12 protein-coding genes are annotated in these 15,376 nt (G+C 40.3%); 5 read left to right on the top strand and 7 right to left on the bottom strand.

Annotated features, from left to right (window positions below):
* Window positions 1-41: 41 nt before the first annotated feature.
* A complete protein-coding gene (locus Q0Y52_RS09655; RefSeq protein ID WP_297820998.1) occupies window positions 42-1,427 on the top strand; it encodes a cytochrome P450 in 1,386 nt (461 codons plus the stop codon).
* A 189-nt stretch (window positions 1,428-1,616) separates the two neighbouring features.
* Window positions 1,617-3,221 carry a choline dehydrogenase gene (locus Q0Y52_RS09650; protein ID WP_297820996.1) on the top strand — a complete coding sequence of 535 codons (1,605 nt, stop codon included), beginning with the start codon at window positions 1,617-1,619 and terminating at the stop codon, window positions 3,219-3,221.
* Window positions 3,222-3,692: 471 nt separating this feature from the next.
* On the opposite strand, the gene Q0Y52_RS09645 is transcribed toward Q0Y52_RS09650, so the two are convergent.
* The 5 genes from Q0Y52_RS09645 to Q0Y52_RS09625 form a co-directional block, all read right to left on the bottom strand.
* The gene (locus Q0Y52_RS09645) at window positions 3,693-6,269 is read right to left on the bottom strand and encodes a FimV/HubP family polar landmark protein (protein WP_297820994.1); all 2,577 of its coding nucleotides are present in this window, start codon (window positions 6,267-6,269) and stop codon (window positions 3,693-3,695) included.
* Window positions 6,270-6,645: 376 nt separating this feature from the next.
* Window positions 6,646-7,662: an aspartate-semialdehyde dehydrogenase gene (locus Q0Y52_RS09640; protein WP_297820992.1), complete on the bottom strand. Its 1,017-nt coding sequence runs from the start codon at window positions 7,660-7,662 to the stop codon at window positions 6,646-6,648.
* A 55-nt stretch (window positions 7,663-7,717) separates the two neighbouring features.
* Window positions 7,718-8,845, bottom strand: a complete 1,128-nt coding sequence (locus tag Q0Y52_RS09635) for a 4-phosphoerythronate dehydrogenase (protein WP_297820990.1) — start codon at window positions 8,843-8,845, stop codon at window positions 7,718-7,720.
* 218 nt (window positions 8,846-9,063) lie between these two features.
* On the bottom strand, window positions 9,064-9,954 hold the full coding sequence (locus Q0Y52_RS09630; RefSeq protein ID WP_297820988.1) for an alpha/beta hydrolase: 891 nt from the start codon (window positions 9,952-9,954) through the stop codon (window positions 9,064-9,066).
* Between the two features lie 3 nt (window positions 9,955-9,957).
* Window positions 9,958-10,713: a class II aldolase/adducin family protein gene (locus Q0Y52_RS09625; protein WP_297820986.1), complete on the bottom strand. Its 756-nt coding sequence runs from the start codon at window positions 10,711-10,713 to the stop codon at window positions 9,958-9,960.
* A gap of 90 nt (window positions 10,714-10,803) precedes the next feature.
* Between Q0Y52_RS09625 and Q0Y52_RS09620 the strand changes: the two genes are divergently transcribed.
* Window positions 10,804-11,490 carry a Crp/Fnr family transcriptional regulator gene (locus Q0Y52_RS09620; RefSeq protein ID WP_297820984.1) on the top strand — a complete coding sequence of 229 codons (687 nt, stop codon included), beginning with the start codon at window positions 10,804-10,806 and terminating at the stop codon, window positions 11,488-11,490.
* 11 nt (window positions 11,491-11,501) lie between these two features.
* Here Q0Y52_RS09620 and Q0Y52_RS09615 read toward each other — a convergent pair whose 3' ends face one another.
* Window positions 11,502-11,687 (bottom strand): DUF2970 domain-containing protein, encoded by a 186-nt coding sequence (locus Q0Y52_RS09615; RefSeq protein WP_297820982.1) that lies wholly within the window; start codon window positions 11,685-11,687, stop codon window positions 11,502-11,504.
* A gap of 911 nt (window positions 11,688-12,598) precedes the next feature.
* Here Q0Y52_RS09615 and Q0Y52_RS09610 point away from each other — a divergent pair.
* The gene (locus Q0Y52_RS09610) at window positions 12,599-13,204 is read left to right on the top strand and encodes a DNA-3-methyladenine glycosylase I (protein ID WP_297820980.1); all 606 of its coding nucleotides are present in this window, start codon (window positions 12,599-12,601) and stop codon (window positions 13,202-13,204) included.
* 64 nt (window positions 13,205-13,268) lie between these two features.
* Here Q0Y52_RS09610 and Q0Y52_RS09605 read toward each other — a convergent pair whose 3' ends face one another.
* A complete protein-coding gene (locus Q0Y52_RS09605) occupies window positions 13,269-13,583 on the bottom strand; it encodes a type II toxin-antitoxin system MqsA family antitoxin (protein WP_297820978.1) in 315 nt (104 codons plus the stop codon).
* Between the two features lie 1,019 nt (window positions 13,584-14,602).
* Here Q0Y52_RS09605 and Q0Y52_RS09600 point away from each other — a divergent pair.
* Entirely contained in the window at window positions 14,603-15,070 is a 468-nt protein-coding gene (locus Q0Y52_RS09600; RefSeq protein ID WP_297820976.1) for a nuclear transport factor 2 family protein, read from the top strand.
* Window positions 15,071-15,376: the final 306 nt, after the last annotated feature.

Here is a 15,376-nt window from a genome sequence, read left to right as displayed (position 1 = left end):
ACTCAAAAATCAGAAAAGGGCCTTTATATGGAGAATATGACATGAATATTTTATCTCCGGTTATCGAAAAGAGTGCTGCGTTAATCCCTATACACCTACAAATCAAAAGCGCCCATATATTACAGAAAGTCAAACAATGCGTGATAAAAAGCAAGTCTGCCCCAGTATTTATTGAGACCCTAATACCTGATGTGACATCGCTCGCGTTAGAGGATATAGATGTTAGTAACCCTTTTCTATTTAGACAAAATCGTTGGCAGTCTTACTTTAAGCGCCTGCGCGATGAGTGCCCAGTTCACTATCAAAAGAACAGCCCTTTCGGGCCATTTTGGTCTATCACACGATACGAGGACATCATGTTTGTAGACAAACATCATGATCTATTCTCTGCAGAGCCCATCATATCGATTGGCGGCCAACCAGAAGGACTCGCTATCGAAACGTTCATCGCTATGGATCCTCCAAAGCACGAGCGACAACGCCAAGCTGTGCAAGGCGTTGTCGCCCCGAAAAATTTAAAGGAAATGGAAAGTCTCATTCGCGCTAGAGCTGAAGATGTATTAAACAATTTACCCATTGGCGAGCCCTTTGACTGGGTGCAAGAGGTATCGATTGAATTAACATCAAGAATGCTTGCCACGCTATTCGACTTTCCCTACGAAGAGCGACACAAACTGGCCTACTGGTCAGATGTAGCGGCAAGCAGTCCGGAGTCTACTGGCGGAACCGGCTCAATAGACGAATCCTTTCGTGTGGCTGCACAGGTTGCAAAAGAGTTTTCACAACTGTGGCATGACAAGGAAGCTAAAAAAGCAGCAGGTGAAGTGCTTGGATTCGACCTCATTAGCTTGCTACTCGCCAATGAACATACCAAAGACTTGATCAACAGACCTATGGAGTTTTTGGGTAATATTGTATTGTTATTAGTTGGCGGGAACGACACCACTCGAAACTCTATGACCGGTGGCGTTCATGTTTTGAATCAGTTTCCGGAGGAGTTTGTAAAACTCAAAAACGATCCAGGTTTAATACCTAACATGGTATCTGAGATTATTCGTTGGCAAACACCGCTAGCATATATGCGCAGAGTGGCCAAACAAGATGTCCAGCTAAACGGCCAAACAATTAAGCAAGGCGACAAAGTTGTTATGTGGTACGTATCCGGTAATCGTGATGAACGAGCCATCGATCTGCCTAACCAATTTATGGTTGATCGTAAAAATGCCAGAAAGCATCTCTCATTTGGCTTTGGTGTTCACCGCTGCATGGGTAATCGCTTAGCGGAAATGCAATTGCGTATACTTTGGGAAGAGTTATTAAAACGTTTTGAGCATATTGAGGTGGTCGACAGTCCACAGTTCGTTCAATCAAACTTTATCAAAGGTTATACCAAGATGATGGTGAAAGTCACAGCGAAAACATCATGACAAAAAAATGTACCATTACTGACACATGCTACGCGGCGGCAAACTAACATCTAGCCTTGCCTAAGAAGGCTGGGAGCGTGATATTTTAATATGATAGGGTGCAACGGAGCCTTCAGTTCATTGCATCACTAAGATGTGGGTACATCTTTCATAATATTTTTTAACAGAATCAAAAGGGCACATTATCAAATGAAAGCGGTATACGATTATATCATTGTTGGCGGTGGTTCAGCTGGTTGTATTTTAGCGAATCGTTTGTCAGAGAACCCCCAAAATAAGGTGTGTTTGTTAGAAGCTGGACCACAAGATAAAAGCTTTCTCATACATATTCCAGCAGGTTTTCTCGCTTTAGTGGCGTTTAACAAACAATACAATTGGCGCTTTGAAAGTGAGCCAGAACCTGGGCTAAATAATCGTAAGATTTTTGTGCCTCGCGGTAAAACTTTAGGAGGCTCTAGTTCCATAAATGGCATGGTCGCCATTCGGGGCCACAAAGAAGACTACGATGAATGGGAAAGTTTAGGGAATACTGGTTGGAGCTTTAAAGACTTGTTGCCAATATTTAAAACCATAGAAGGTTATGAAGGAGGCGCCGACACCTTTCATGGTGTTGATGGTCCACTAAAGGTATCCACCAGTAATTATGCTAACCCTATGTGCGAAGTTTTTTTAAAGGCAGCAGAGCAACAAGGATATCAAAGAACCACCGATTTCAATGGTGCAGAGCAGGAAGGTATTGGCTTATTTGATGTAAATGTACACAAGGGAAAACGTTGTAGCAGTGCGACAGCTTTTTTAGACCCTGTTCGAAATAGACCAAATTTAGATATCGTAACGAATACCTTAGTAGAAAAGATATTGTTTGAAGGAGCAGAAGCCGTAGGAGTTCAGGTGAAACAAAACGGTGAAAGGCATTCGATAAAATGTCGTAACGAAGTCGTGTTAGCCGCAGGTGCCATAAACACTCCACAAATATTATTACTGTCTGGCGTAGGTGCGGCAGCACAACTTACTGAACATAATATTCCACTGGTATTGGATTTACCCGGCGTAGGAGAGAACCTTCAAGAACATTGGCATGTAGGGAAGATTGATAAAAGTAGTAAAACAATTGCCTACGGCGCATCTTTTAGCTTTTTGTTTAGAAATCTACTCGCGCCCTTTGACTATATATTTCGAAAAAAAGGCTTATTGACATCAACCTTTGTTGAAGCAGGTGGCTTTATTAAATCGAAGGTAAACTTATCGCGACCAGATTTTCAATTTCACTTTAATGCGGCACACGCAGAAGATTCAGGAAGAAAAAACGCCCTTGGACATAGTTATACTTTACATACTTGCTTGCTCAGAGCCAAAAGCCGAGGCTGGGTTCGTTTACGAGATAAAAACCCCAAGAGCACACCCAAGATCCAATATAATTTTATGCAAGACCCAAACGACGTAGAACAAATGATCACAGCGTTTAAAATCACTCAAAAAATCATGAATGAGAAAGTATTCGATGAGTACCGCCAATCTAATACTTCCCCAAGCAAAGACTTAGTGGAAGACGAGGAAATTATTGAGCACATAAGAGCCAACGTCGATACCGTTTATCATCCAGTCGGCACCTGTAAAATGGGACAAGGTGCAATGTCAGTGGTTGATGAGATGCTAAGGGTAAAAGGTCTGCAAAAAATTCGTATTGCTGATGCCTCTATTATGCCCCTAATTACAGGCGGAAATACCAATATTCCGACGATGGTTATCGCTTATAAAGCAGCGGATATGATATTGGAGTCACAAACAAGTTAAGCATAATATTGAAGTTGAGGTTGAGGTTGAGGTTGAGGTTGAGGTTGAGGTTGAGGTTGAGGTTGAGGTTGAGGTTGAGCAAATAACTAGATAAGCAGATTAGCTCGACTCAAGCTTTCAATCCATGCTCAAGGGCCAATAAGGGATAGATGTAAAGGGTGAAAAAAACATTATTTCTCATAAAACGCACAACATGCTTTGGCGCTTGGATATCAGCTGACAGCATGTAAGTGGTATTAGACGATTCAGAAATGAATCATCGCACCAACTTCTGAACGCTCGAGCTGTTTGAAAAACTATGGTTCACCTTTTGCGCGAACTACCGTATTTGTAATCCAACTCGACTTCGCATCTCAAAGGTTCAACATTAGCCCTAAAGACAGAAGTCACTGCGGGTATCATCCTGTTACCATGTTAAAGCTCTATATTTATAGCCATCAATAAGAGAAAATAGAAAACAAAATACAGACTCTAATCCAATTTATTTAAAATTGTTTTTACTTCAGCAATTTGATCTGCAGTGCCTTTTTGCAAGATTTCATCGAATAATTCTCTTGCTGAATCGTCTTCACCGATCTCAATGTAAGCATGAGCCAAGTCTAACTTAGCGCCTAAGCCGTCATCGGCGTCCACATCTATCATTTCGAGATTATCTTGTTCATTGACAAAGGGCTCTAAGGGGATATCTAAATCTAATACCTTATCCATTTCATCGTCAGCATCAAAGCTTTCACTAAGTAACGCCTCAACATCCAAAAAGTCTTCAGTGTCTTGTTTACTCACATCGAGGTCTTCACTTTTTGGCGTTTCATCCAATAAAGCGGCGATATCGAACCCTGTATCATCTTCATCTAATGATAAGTCATTGTCCAAATCAATAGATTCGAGCATTTCATCAAAGCTTGAGCCTTCAAGCTCTTCTATGATCCCATCATCCTCAGTGGCATCAGTTTGCTTTTGGTTGGATTTGACTTCATCCTCGACTAACCAATCCCCCAACCCCGGTAAATCGTCTAATTCATCAGTGCTATTTTGTGATGACTCAAACGATAACCCATCGATAGTGTCGTCGAATGCATTATCGAGTTCACTATCGTCAAAATCGTCAATAGATTCACTGTCATCTTGAGTCGGGGGGGGCGAGGAAAATGACTGATTTGATTCATCTTTAGTGACAAAATCATCCGCTGAGAACGCGAGATCATTAAGTGAACTACTAGTAGCAGGTTCGTTAGATGTAAGAACGTCTGACTCTTCTTTCTCAAAATCTTCTAAGGCTTTTTCTAGTTCGGCTAATTCTTCAGCTTCGACTAACGGCTCTGACTCAGCTAATTCTTCAGCTTCAATTTGTTGAGCCTCATTTAAGACTTCAGATATATCCGCTTCTGTATCAAGTTTATCGACCAATACTTCTTCTATCTCTGCTACTAAGTCATCAAGCGCCTGAATATCAAGCTGCGACTCTGCACCTCCGAGTAATTGTTGAGCCTCATCGTCATCGTCAGATAACATAGAACGCATTTGTACCAGCTCATCAAGTAGAGTGTCTGTAACGCTGTCCAACTCTTTACTTTGAGCAGTAATTTCTTTATCTGGCTTCTGTAAAGCTTCCTCATTGATATCGTCTGAATCATCTAATAAAGGATTTTCGATGATTTCATCTTCTGACTCATTAAGTAAATCATCAATACTGATCTCTGCTGGCTCTTCTTCATCCACCGCAGATTTAGCAAACGTTTCATCATCAGGTACCAGTGGTGGCTCACCCTCATCTTGTTTCATATCATCAGCGTCAGCGTTAACTTGTTGTTCATCTTCCTCGAGCAATATTTTTTTAAGCTCAGAGTTGTCATCGTTGTCTTTAACATCAGCTAATAAATCGTCATCTTCATCAAATAAACTATCTAGGTCATCATCTTCTAGCTCATCGACACTTTCAGAGTTATCGATCAGTGAATCTTCTATGTTATCCCCTAAAGCATCCTCTACCAATTCTTCAAGTTCTTCAGATAACACATCATCAAATAGGTCGTCATCGCCAAATAAGTCACCACCATCCAATTTATCATTGTTCTGTGGCGACACCTCGGCACTTAATGCGCCTGACAAGTTACCCATTTCAGTGGCGAAAGGATCCAAAGAAAGGTCGTCCGAAGAATCATCTTCTGGCTTAACAACCGTAGGAACTTTTCGCTTAATCATCCAATAAGCAAAAGCAATGAGTGCGAATAAAACGGGTAAGGTGAACAACAATATAATTGTTATCGTATTACCTAACCAAGAGTTGTTTTTTTCTGCCATTTGTGCAGCTTTAACGGCATCATCTTGACGAGACTTTTCTAACAACTCTTCAATGCTTTGACCCATTTGATTCATTTGCAGAGACTTTTTTTGTTCCTCACTGCGCATTTCATCAATGTCGGCATTCACTTTACTGAGTCTTTCAGATAACTTTTTATTATTATCCAATATGCTTTGCACACTGTTTATGGATTCGGAAAATTGCTTCCGAATAGCAGTGAACTGGCGATTTTGAGCCTCGTCAATCGCTTCTAGTTTTTGCTCCATCAATTCCTTGGTTTGCTCCAAAGCTGCGGCATTTGATGTTTGTTCTATTAGTTTATTTGATATATTTGACTTAAAGCTCAATATGTCTAGCTGGGCTTTTTGTTGCGCTTGCCTGTTATTAACATTAAAAATATAAGCCTCAGATGGCATTTTCAATATCGAACCATCTTTCAACAAATTAATATTTTGTTGTTCAAAAGCGTCAGGATTAATCTCGTATATGGCTTGCATAACCTGATAGACAGACAAAGAGCTATTAGAACGATAATTTTGAGAAATTTGCCATAAAGTGTCCGAAGAAACTATGGGTCCATAAGTGTCAGACTTTGTACCTGGTTGGATTTGAAGTTGTGGCTCAGAATACCTAGGAGAAGAATTTTTAGGACCTCTTACATTACCCTGTTGAGAATTGGCAGCAGGAATAACGGAAATGAAATTCAGTACAATTAAAAGCTGTATTGCTATTTTTCGCAAATTCATATGATTCCTTCTGGCCCCAAAATATAGCTCCTCGTTATGAATGACGTCACGACACAACGCTACACTCAACTTTGCACAATATCTTCGTATGTTCTTTTGAAAATAAATAAAAGTGATTATCTATATAAATTAACTAGTTATGCAATTTCACATAGTGTCGCTTTATTGGCATTAAACACATTTATTCCAATTAATTTATGTTTGTAAGCAAGTCGTATTCCAAGTTTGAAAACGCAGCATAAATATATAACAACTATAAACCAGTTGGTCTGTTTGATCTAAAATGGCGAGCTGATTAGGAAAGATACTCATTAAGTATCTTATCGGCAATAGAAAAGAATGGATGAGGGCCTGTCACACAGGCCCTTATATATATTTACATGTAATCTCGGATAAGCACTTCAGCAATCTGCACACTGTTGGTTGCCGCGCCTTTACGCACGTTATCTGACACAACCCATAGATTAATGCCGTTAGGATGTGTGATATCGTTTCTGACTCGACCTACATGCACATCATCATTACCGCTGGCGCTGCTCACTTGGGTAGGAAATGCATCTCTATCAGTGTGTAACACTATGCCTGGCGCATTGGCTAATAATACTTTTACTTCTTCAGCGTCTATTGGCGAGCGAGTTTCAAGGTGAATGGCTTCACCGTGACCATAAAAAACGGGGACACGAACAGCAGTCGCATTCACTAAAATAGTATCATCACCCATTATCTTTTTAGTTTCCCACACCATTTTCATTTCTTCTTTGGTGTAATCATTATCCATAAAGACATCGATTTGTGGAATAACGTTGAAAGCAATTTGGCGACTAAAGGCTTCAGTTTTCACTTCTTTGCCACTTAGCAGCGCCGCAGTTTGATGAGCTAACTCGTCAATTGCAGCCTTCCCTCCCCCAGACACTGACTGATAGGTGCACACATTAATACGCTCAATGCCAACAGCATCGTGAATAGGCTTTAAAGCCACCATCATCTGAATAGTAGAGCAATTAGGATTAGCGATAATATTACGATTACGAAAATCAGCTAATGCTTGCGGATTCACTTCAGGTACCACCAAAGGAATATCTGCTTCATAGCGAAAGTGAGACGTGTTGTCGATAACTACACAACCGGCTTCAGCGGCAATAGGTGCGAATTTTTCTGAGACACTGCCACCAGCAGAAAGGAAGCCTAGTTGTACCTGACTCCAATCAAATTCATCAGCATCTAAAACGCTAATCTCATTTCCCTTAAAGGTCACCTTTCCACCAGCAGAACGAGCACTGGCTAATGGATAAAGTTTGTTGATTGGGAAACCTCTTTCTTCAAGAATTTCGATCATGTGTTGTCCTACTAATCCAGTAGCGCCCAACACGGCGACATCAAAGGCCCGAGACATGGTTTTTTACTCCTAAACATTTAAATTATGGGTGGCATTGAATTATGTGAACCACCTATATGGCGGGCAAAAATCCAACACCGTAGATTGCCTTCGAATTTGCAAAATTTCCAGTGTTTAGCGCAATTGCAGAAAACTCTCTTCTTATAGGATAGTGTTTTCGGATATATCTAAACTGATCGGCACTGTGCATGTTTGCTCTGAAATATTGGTCATCTGTCTCAATGTTATACACATTTAACACTAACTGGTGCAATACTTGCCAAAAATCTTGTTTTTCACTGAGCTGTATGGGATTAGGTTGTGCTTTGGGTAAATAATCAGATAATTTTTTGTCAGCTTGAATACCTAAATGTTTGCACAAAGCCAAATATAGCATTTCTGTCCCTCTGGCCTTGCCTTCAATGGTATGACCCGCAATATGCGCAGTAGCCAAAGCAGTGTGTGGGATTAAATCAAGATTGATACTGGGTTCGTTCTCCCACACATCAAGCACTAAATTCAGCGACTTACCTTGCTCAAAAAGTGCTAAAGCCGCTTGATTATTGATCACCTCTCCTCGACAGGCATTGATCAAAATCTGATTGTCTTGTAGAGCTGCCAGTCTCACTTTATTAAATAAATTTTGTGTAGGATAAGGCCCGTCCTTAACCCAAGGTACATGCAAAGAAATGACGTCGCACTGCATGATATCTTTCATAGATACGAATTCTCGTGCGTCACCCGCATCATCTAGAAGCGGATCACATAATTTATGCTTAATACCCAAAACAGTTAATACTCTTGCCAAAGCGCTACCAACATGACCTGCGCCAACAATACCCACTGTTTTGTCCACCAATTGCCAGTTAAGCCTTTTACTCATAACCAAGATTGCGCTTAACACATACTCCGCTACAGCCACCGCATTACAACCGCCAGCTGAAATAAAAGGAATATTTTGACTAGCCAAATAATGTTGGTCTACATGATCGGTACCAGCCGTGGCCGTGGCTACAAATTGCAGTTGCTTATTTTTTAGCAGTAACTGTTCATCTACCTTAGTGGTCGAACGTACCAACAATACATCTGCATCGGCTAGCATGTCAGCGTTTAATGTTTTGTGAGAAAATACTTCACACTCGCCAAGTTCAGAAAAAAACTCTGCCGCGTAAGGCATACTGTCTTCGTAATAAATTTTCATGATGGTTACTTAGGATATATAGCTAGAAGTAGCAGTATTATGCCAGCAAATGGAATATTTAAAACAAGGGTGTGTTTTATCACTAATTTATTGAGACGGCTAACACATTATCAAAGGAAATCATACGTTTATCTGAAAGCAAGTAAAAACCATTTCTTACCCTTGAAACAGTCTATGTGGTGAGTTTCAGTATGATAGTAGGGTTGAGCAACAGTCATTCACTCTATTACTTCAGTCAAAAAATCTCGATACAAATTTAACACGTCTTGTGGCGCCTCTAGTTGTGGGTAGTGCCCCACGTCTAAGGCAGTCGTTTTTGCATTAGGAATAATGTCGATATAATGGTCAAGCATGTGTTGCCCGGAGATGGGGTCGTGCACACCATTGATAAAATATAAAGGCACCACTGTGCTGACCATGCTTTGTACCCAACGTTTTCCATGTTGGTTGCGTTCATCTATGTAGCTTAATAACTTGGGTAACACCTTCTTACCATTATTATGTTCAATCAACTGCCACAAGGTATCTATTTCATGGGTATTTGGCTGACTGTTAGCAGCGAATATTTTATTAAACCCCCTCGCTAAATTTGCCTTATTCATAAAGTGACTGGCTAAACCACCCAACCGCCCCTTCAATAACTTCTGGGTAAACAGAGGGCGGTGATGAGAAGCAAACAAGCCCCCATTTAAAAAACAGATAGACAATATCTGAGCCGCGCTATGAATATCGTCCTGTCGACTTAATAGTTCTTGCGCTACTGAATCACCGTAGTCGTGAGCCAGAATATGATATTGCTTAACACCTTTTTTACGCAGCAGCGCCTGCACAATGTCGGCTTGCTCCAGCAAACTGTACTGATGTTTTGTAGGTTTATCAGATAAACCAAAACCTAACAGATCTACACTGAGTAAACGGTATTGCCCGGCTAAATGTTTCCACTGAAAATGCCAATCCCAAGCAGCACTAGGAAAGCCGTGAATAAACAATATGACGTCTTTGTTTTCATCTTTGTTAAAGTTAAGAGATTGCCAATGAGCGATACGATGGCCGCATAACTCAGTGAAACTTGTCTGTTTTTGATAATTTTCGAAGGTAAGTTGCTTCAAATTTTATTGGTCATATCCAGGATTAGTGCGGTCTAATTTACGCAATATTCCTGGCCATGCCAAGGCGCCACCAGCAGAACGAGTGACTTGTTTAGCCTGAGCCTGAATGCCGGCCAAAATATTTGATGGTATAGGGATCAGTTCTTGGCCACTGGCCTGAGCTTTGAGCTGAATTTGGCAAGAGCATTCTAGTAAATACATATATAAAAACGCATCGGCAATACTGTCTGCACAAGTTAACAACCCATGATTACGCAAAATCATGAAATTGGTGTCACCCAAATCAGCGACTAAGCGGGTTTTCTCATCAGGGTTAAGCGCCACACCTTCATAGTCATGGTAAGACAATGAAGAAAGTGCAAACAAGGATTGCTGACTTAGAGGCAACAAACCTTGTTTAGTTGCAGACACCGCAATACCCGCAGCAGTATGCAAGTGCATGACACATTGAGCATCCTCACGTGCTTCATGCACCGCACTATGAATAGTAAATCCTGCTGGATTAATTTCATAATCTGAGTCCATCACTTTATTACCTTGCAGGTCCACTTTGACCAAACTCGAAGCAGTGACTTCTTCAAACATCAAACCATAGGGATTAATTAAAAAATGATGTTCAGGCCCGGGTACGCGAGCGGATATATGGGTAAACACTAAATCATCCCAACCAAACATGGCCACAGCACGGTAACTCGCTGCTAAATCGACTCGAGCTTGCCATTCTTGCTCACTGACATGTTGTTTTACTGAAGCTGCCATTTGATCCATTTCCAGTTGAATATTAATTAGCTTAAGATAAACTATTGAGCATAACTTAAACTGTCGCCAATGTGACAATTGATACTCTTTATGCAATCAGATAACGTCCGACAATTCCTTTCACAAAATGCGTGGTTTGCTTCTTTGCCAGACCCCTTAGCCGATAAGTTGCTTGAAAAAAGTAAGGTGAAAGTCCTTCACGACCAACAAATATTGCATCAAAAAAATGACTCTGCGGACGGATTTTATTGTGTGCTTACCGGAAGAGTGCGTATCAGTAATTTCACAGTTGAAGGTAAAGAGCTAGTATTAACGTGGATCCAGCCAGGAAACTGGTTTGGCGAAATTTCATTAATCGATAGTCAACCTCGCACCCACGACGCTCATGCTGAGGGCTCAACCACAATATTGAAAGTACCTAAATCCACTTTTGAACAATTATTCAAAGAACACCAAGATTGGTCCCAATATATTATGCGCCTACTGTGTCAAAGAGTCCGCGCCACGTTCAGTCTGATAGATGAAACTGGCTGCCTATCATTGAAAGGGCAATTATGTAAAAGGTTAAGTATGATGCATCAGGGCTTAGAAGAACAACAATCAAAAAGCTTGCAGATTAAGATTTCTCAAGATGCGTTAGCGCGACTTATTCATAGTTCAAGGCAAACAGTGAACAAAATTTTACAAGGTTTACAAACAGACAAAGTCATCGTATTGCGTTATGGAAAAATCATTATTTTAGACAGAAGAGCCCTTGAAACATTAAGTCAGATTTAACAGTAGAGGCTTTAAAGTACCAAATTAACAATCAAAACCAATATACCAATCAGCCCTAACACAAACAAAACACCGACTATTACAAAAGGTACAAAAGACGGTTGCTCAAAATCGTGCTTATAGTTGGCATCACTTTGTACGCCCAACACACTTGCAGCGACGCTTTTAAAGACTTGCCATAAATTAGTTTTTACCATCTATGTTTAATTCCTGTGTGTGTAAACCTACTCACTTGTGTTAAGCAACCCTTTTCAACTTATCAACTCGATGCAAAGTGTGCCATATCTAGGGGCAGAAGTAATGATAGTTTTAGGCTCTGCTGAGGGAGTGACTCTATTTATGACGGTACCAAACAGTAGCCACAAAATACATTCAACGAAACGGTAGCGCTAATTTTTTAACTTGCTCTGCACTTGATTAAAGGGTCGTTGGCGATTGCTTCAATTTATGGCAATCGCTATGCTATCAGCACGTGTGTGGTGAGTAGTAACAGATTCTTTAGCTCTGAATAAAAAACAAGGCACATTTCGCACCATCATCCCGCGCGGCTGCCGTGTACACTTTATAAGGGCAAGCTAAAGCTGTTGTGATTTTTTCTAACAAATCTTGGTGAACATCCGAGACTGATGCACGCGGAATGGCCCACAGGGTGAAATATAGGGACATATTTCATAAAACAAGCCGCTTAATGTTTGGCATACCAACTTACTCACTTTGCAGCGACGCAACTGTGGGTTGTGAGCGCATAATCAAACACGTTTTACTGTGTTTATCGATAAAGCCAACAATAGATTGGTACCGGGCAAGATGGACTAAATGAAAGGTGATATTGAGAATATGTTGTACTTTAATAATGCCAATATTACTGAATGTTCATCTCACAAAACCGCATCATGACTGGCAAACATATCTTATTCAGCTAAAAGTACTGGAAAAGGTACTGGAAAAGGTACGGCAAAAAGTAAAAACTGGGTTTTGCTGATTAAGGCCATATTGCAGCTACTAGATACATTTGCCGTCAATGGTAATGATAAGAATTTATTCTGATACTATTAATACTACTATGGCTGTTCAGTTAATTTATTAAACAAATAAGTGTAATTTAACTATGTCAGAAATCTATATCACCGAAGATGGTAAAGTCCGATGTGCTTGGTGTCAGGCAACGCCTCAGTATGTTGAGTATCACGAGAATGAGTGGGGCTACCCCGTTACCGATGATCAGCGACTATTCGAAAAAATCTGTTTAGAAGGATTTCAGTCTGGTCTGAGCTGGTTAACTATTTTGATAAAGCGCGATAATTTCAGAGCCGCTTTTGCAAATTTCGATTTTAACCTTGTGGCTAATTTTACCGATAATGATGTTGAGCGTTTAGTGCTAGATGCTGGCATAGTTCGCCATCGCGGTAAAATTACTGCCACCATAAACAACGCTAAACGCGCGCAAGAATTGATGACAGAATTTGGTTCTTTAGCTCATTACTTTTGGCGATTTGAGCCAACGCGTGATGAGACTATTGCCCCAGATTTTATGGCGACATGCAAAGAATCCATCGTTTTATCTAAAGATTTAAAAAAACGCGGCTGGAAATTTATTGGCCCCACTACTATGTACGCTTTTATGCAAGCAATGGGGATGGTGAATGATCATGCCCAAGGCTGTGCTTTAAGGTTAAAAGCGATGCAACAAAGGGCGGAGTTGGTTCGTCCCTAGACTGAAGGACTTTGCTTAAGTGGCTCTATGATAACTGGCCTGTTCATTTCCTGATTGTTAGAAATTACAACGCAGCAATATGCAATAAGGTTTCAGGATGAGATTGTACTAATTTCAACAAGGTTACTGCTTGTCTGTTGGGCGCACTGCGCCCTTGCTCCCAATTTTCTAATGTTCGCACTGATGTGTGCAGATAATTAGCAAATACCCCACGAGACATATTAAATTTTTCACGAATAGACAAAATTTCATTTGGTGAAATCATCAATTCATTGGCTATTACTACTTCGTGCGTTTTTAAGGTTAACTTCCCCTCACTATGCTCTTTTGCCTCACCAAGAGAAGCTGTTAGTTCTGCAAATAAATCACGTTTGTTCATGTTTCCACACCTGCATAAAGTCTTTCAATTGTTTCTTTTGATCACTTGTTAAATCAGATATTTCATTTTTGGCATATATGGTCAGCAAATAGAAACGATTGTATTGGTCAAAGTAGTAGTAAATCACTCATGCTCCACCGCACTTCCCCTTCCCTTTTGCCGCTACTCGAACTTTTCGTAACCCGCCAGCACCTTGTATCGCATCCCCTTTCTTTGGTTCTGCTAACAATGAACATTGAAATATTTGATAATCATCGTTTGATAGATACTCAGTAGGATGCCTTTCAAAAAGACTTGATTAGACAAATATTGATTTCATAAATATAATATACGTTTAAAGCGTATAGATGACAAACAATCTTTTGCTGAGTTAATAGGACATTTCGATAACTGGAACGAGAATTCGCGTGTTCTTCAAGAAATTAAAAGCATGTGCCGTACACACTGGGATCCATTCCTGATTTCAAACAGCGTCCCGCGCGCTACTAAAGTTTTTAACCGCACAAAATGGCTTAGTTTATGTGCGCCAACCGCGTTGTTGCTAAAATGTGTTCTCTCCAACTTCCGTTCAAATGACTTCTCTGTTATTTGCCCCTAAAATTAGCTTTTTTGTGCTGAAACGTTAAATATGGTAGAGGCAGTGGCTAGCCACCAAAAATGAAAATTAAGGAATTAGAAAAGTTCTTTTTTAAATAAATAGTTATCGAGGCTGCTATCCTAATTTATCCGCGTAATATATTGATTTAAATGTGTTTTCACTGATTTTTACAATGGGGGCCTTGATGTGGGTAAAGGTTTTTATCACCCAGAATCGGAAGTTCAAGTTTGCCTCTTTCAGCTTTTTGCCGTCGGTATTTTGATATTATGCAATTGAAAAATAAATAGTTAACATATTGATAGCATTATCAAAAATGACAGCGTACATTTATGCAACAGAAGTAGGTATCCCTAGCAAGGCTAGAGTGCAATTCTGACAATTGATGGTACTTAATTACAAAAACACATAAAGGATATATGACATGAAAAAAATGATAGTCCGACTCGCGGCAGCAGTAGCTTTAGTCAGCATGACAACTTTTGCAATGGCAGCCGACTGGAACAAAGAACAGGCTACGGTTTGGTCGGTAGTTACACAATCTTGGGAAGATGAAGTTGCTAAAAATGGTAACTGGCCAACAAATTATGTTCACAAGGACGTAGTGGCTTGGGGTGAATCATGGCCTCAGCCCAGAGAAGCAGAGTCTATGGCTAAATGGTCACGATTTGGCGAAAAAACTGACACAACCCTTATATATGAATTATTTCCTGTATCTATCGTAGTGGTAGGAAGTACCGCAATTGTTAACTATAACACGGTTTCAGTAGGCAATAACTATGAGGGAAAGCGTGAGCGATCGACACAAGGCCTGATTGAAACTCTGGTATATGATGGTAAGAGCTGGAAGTTCCTGTCTTTGACTAGCTTTGAGATTAACTCTGAAAATTAGCCAACCAACGAATGCATGAAGAGCGGATTAGCCCTAAACAAATCAACGGGTTTGTCTGTCTCTTCTTTTGTTAGGAATAAATCGGATCAGATCTAAATTAATAAAATTTTTCTTCTTTTTTCCATCCGACTGGCCAGCCCCTGCTCCCTTCCTTTAGCTTTTTTCTGTAAGGTCTCCACCCCCTTCAACAAAACGTTTACTTCCGAAAACCAAACCTTTATTTACCGATTGGCGGATATCGTCCAGTAATTGTCCTTTCACATGCTCGTTAAACAAAAATTACGGTGGGTGTTTGAGTAACCTGAT

The sequence above is a fragment of the uncultured Paraglaciecola sp. genome, from assembly GCF_943787955.1.
In the GTDB taxonomy this organism is placed as follows: domain Bacteria; phylum Pseudomonadota; class Gammaproteobacteria; order Enterobacterales; family Alteromonadaceae; genus Paraglaciecola.
This window is presented reverse-complemented; position numbering and strand designations above follow the sequence as displayed.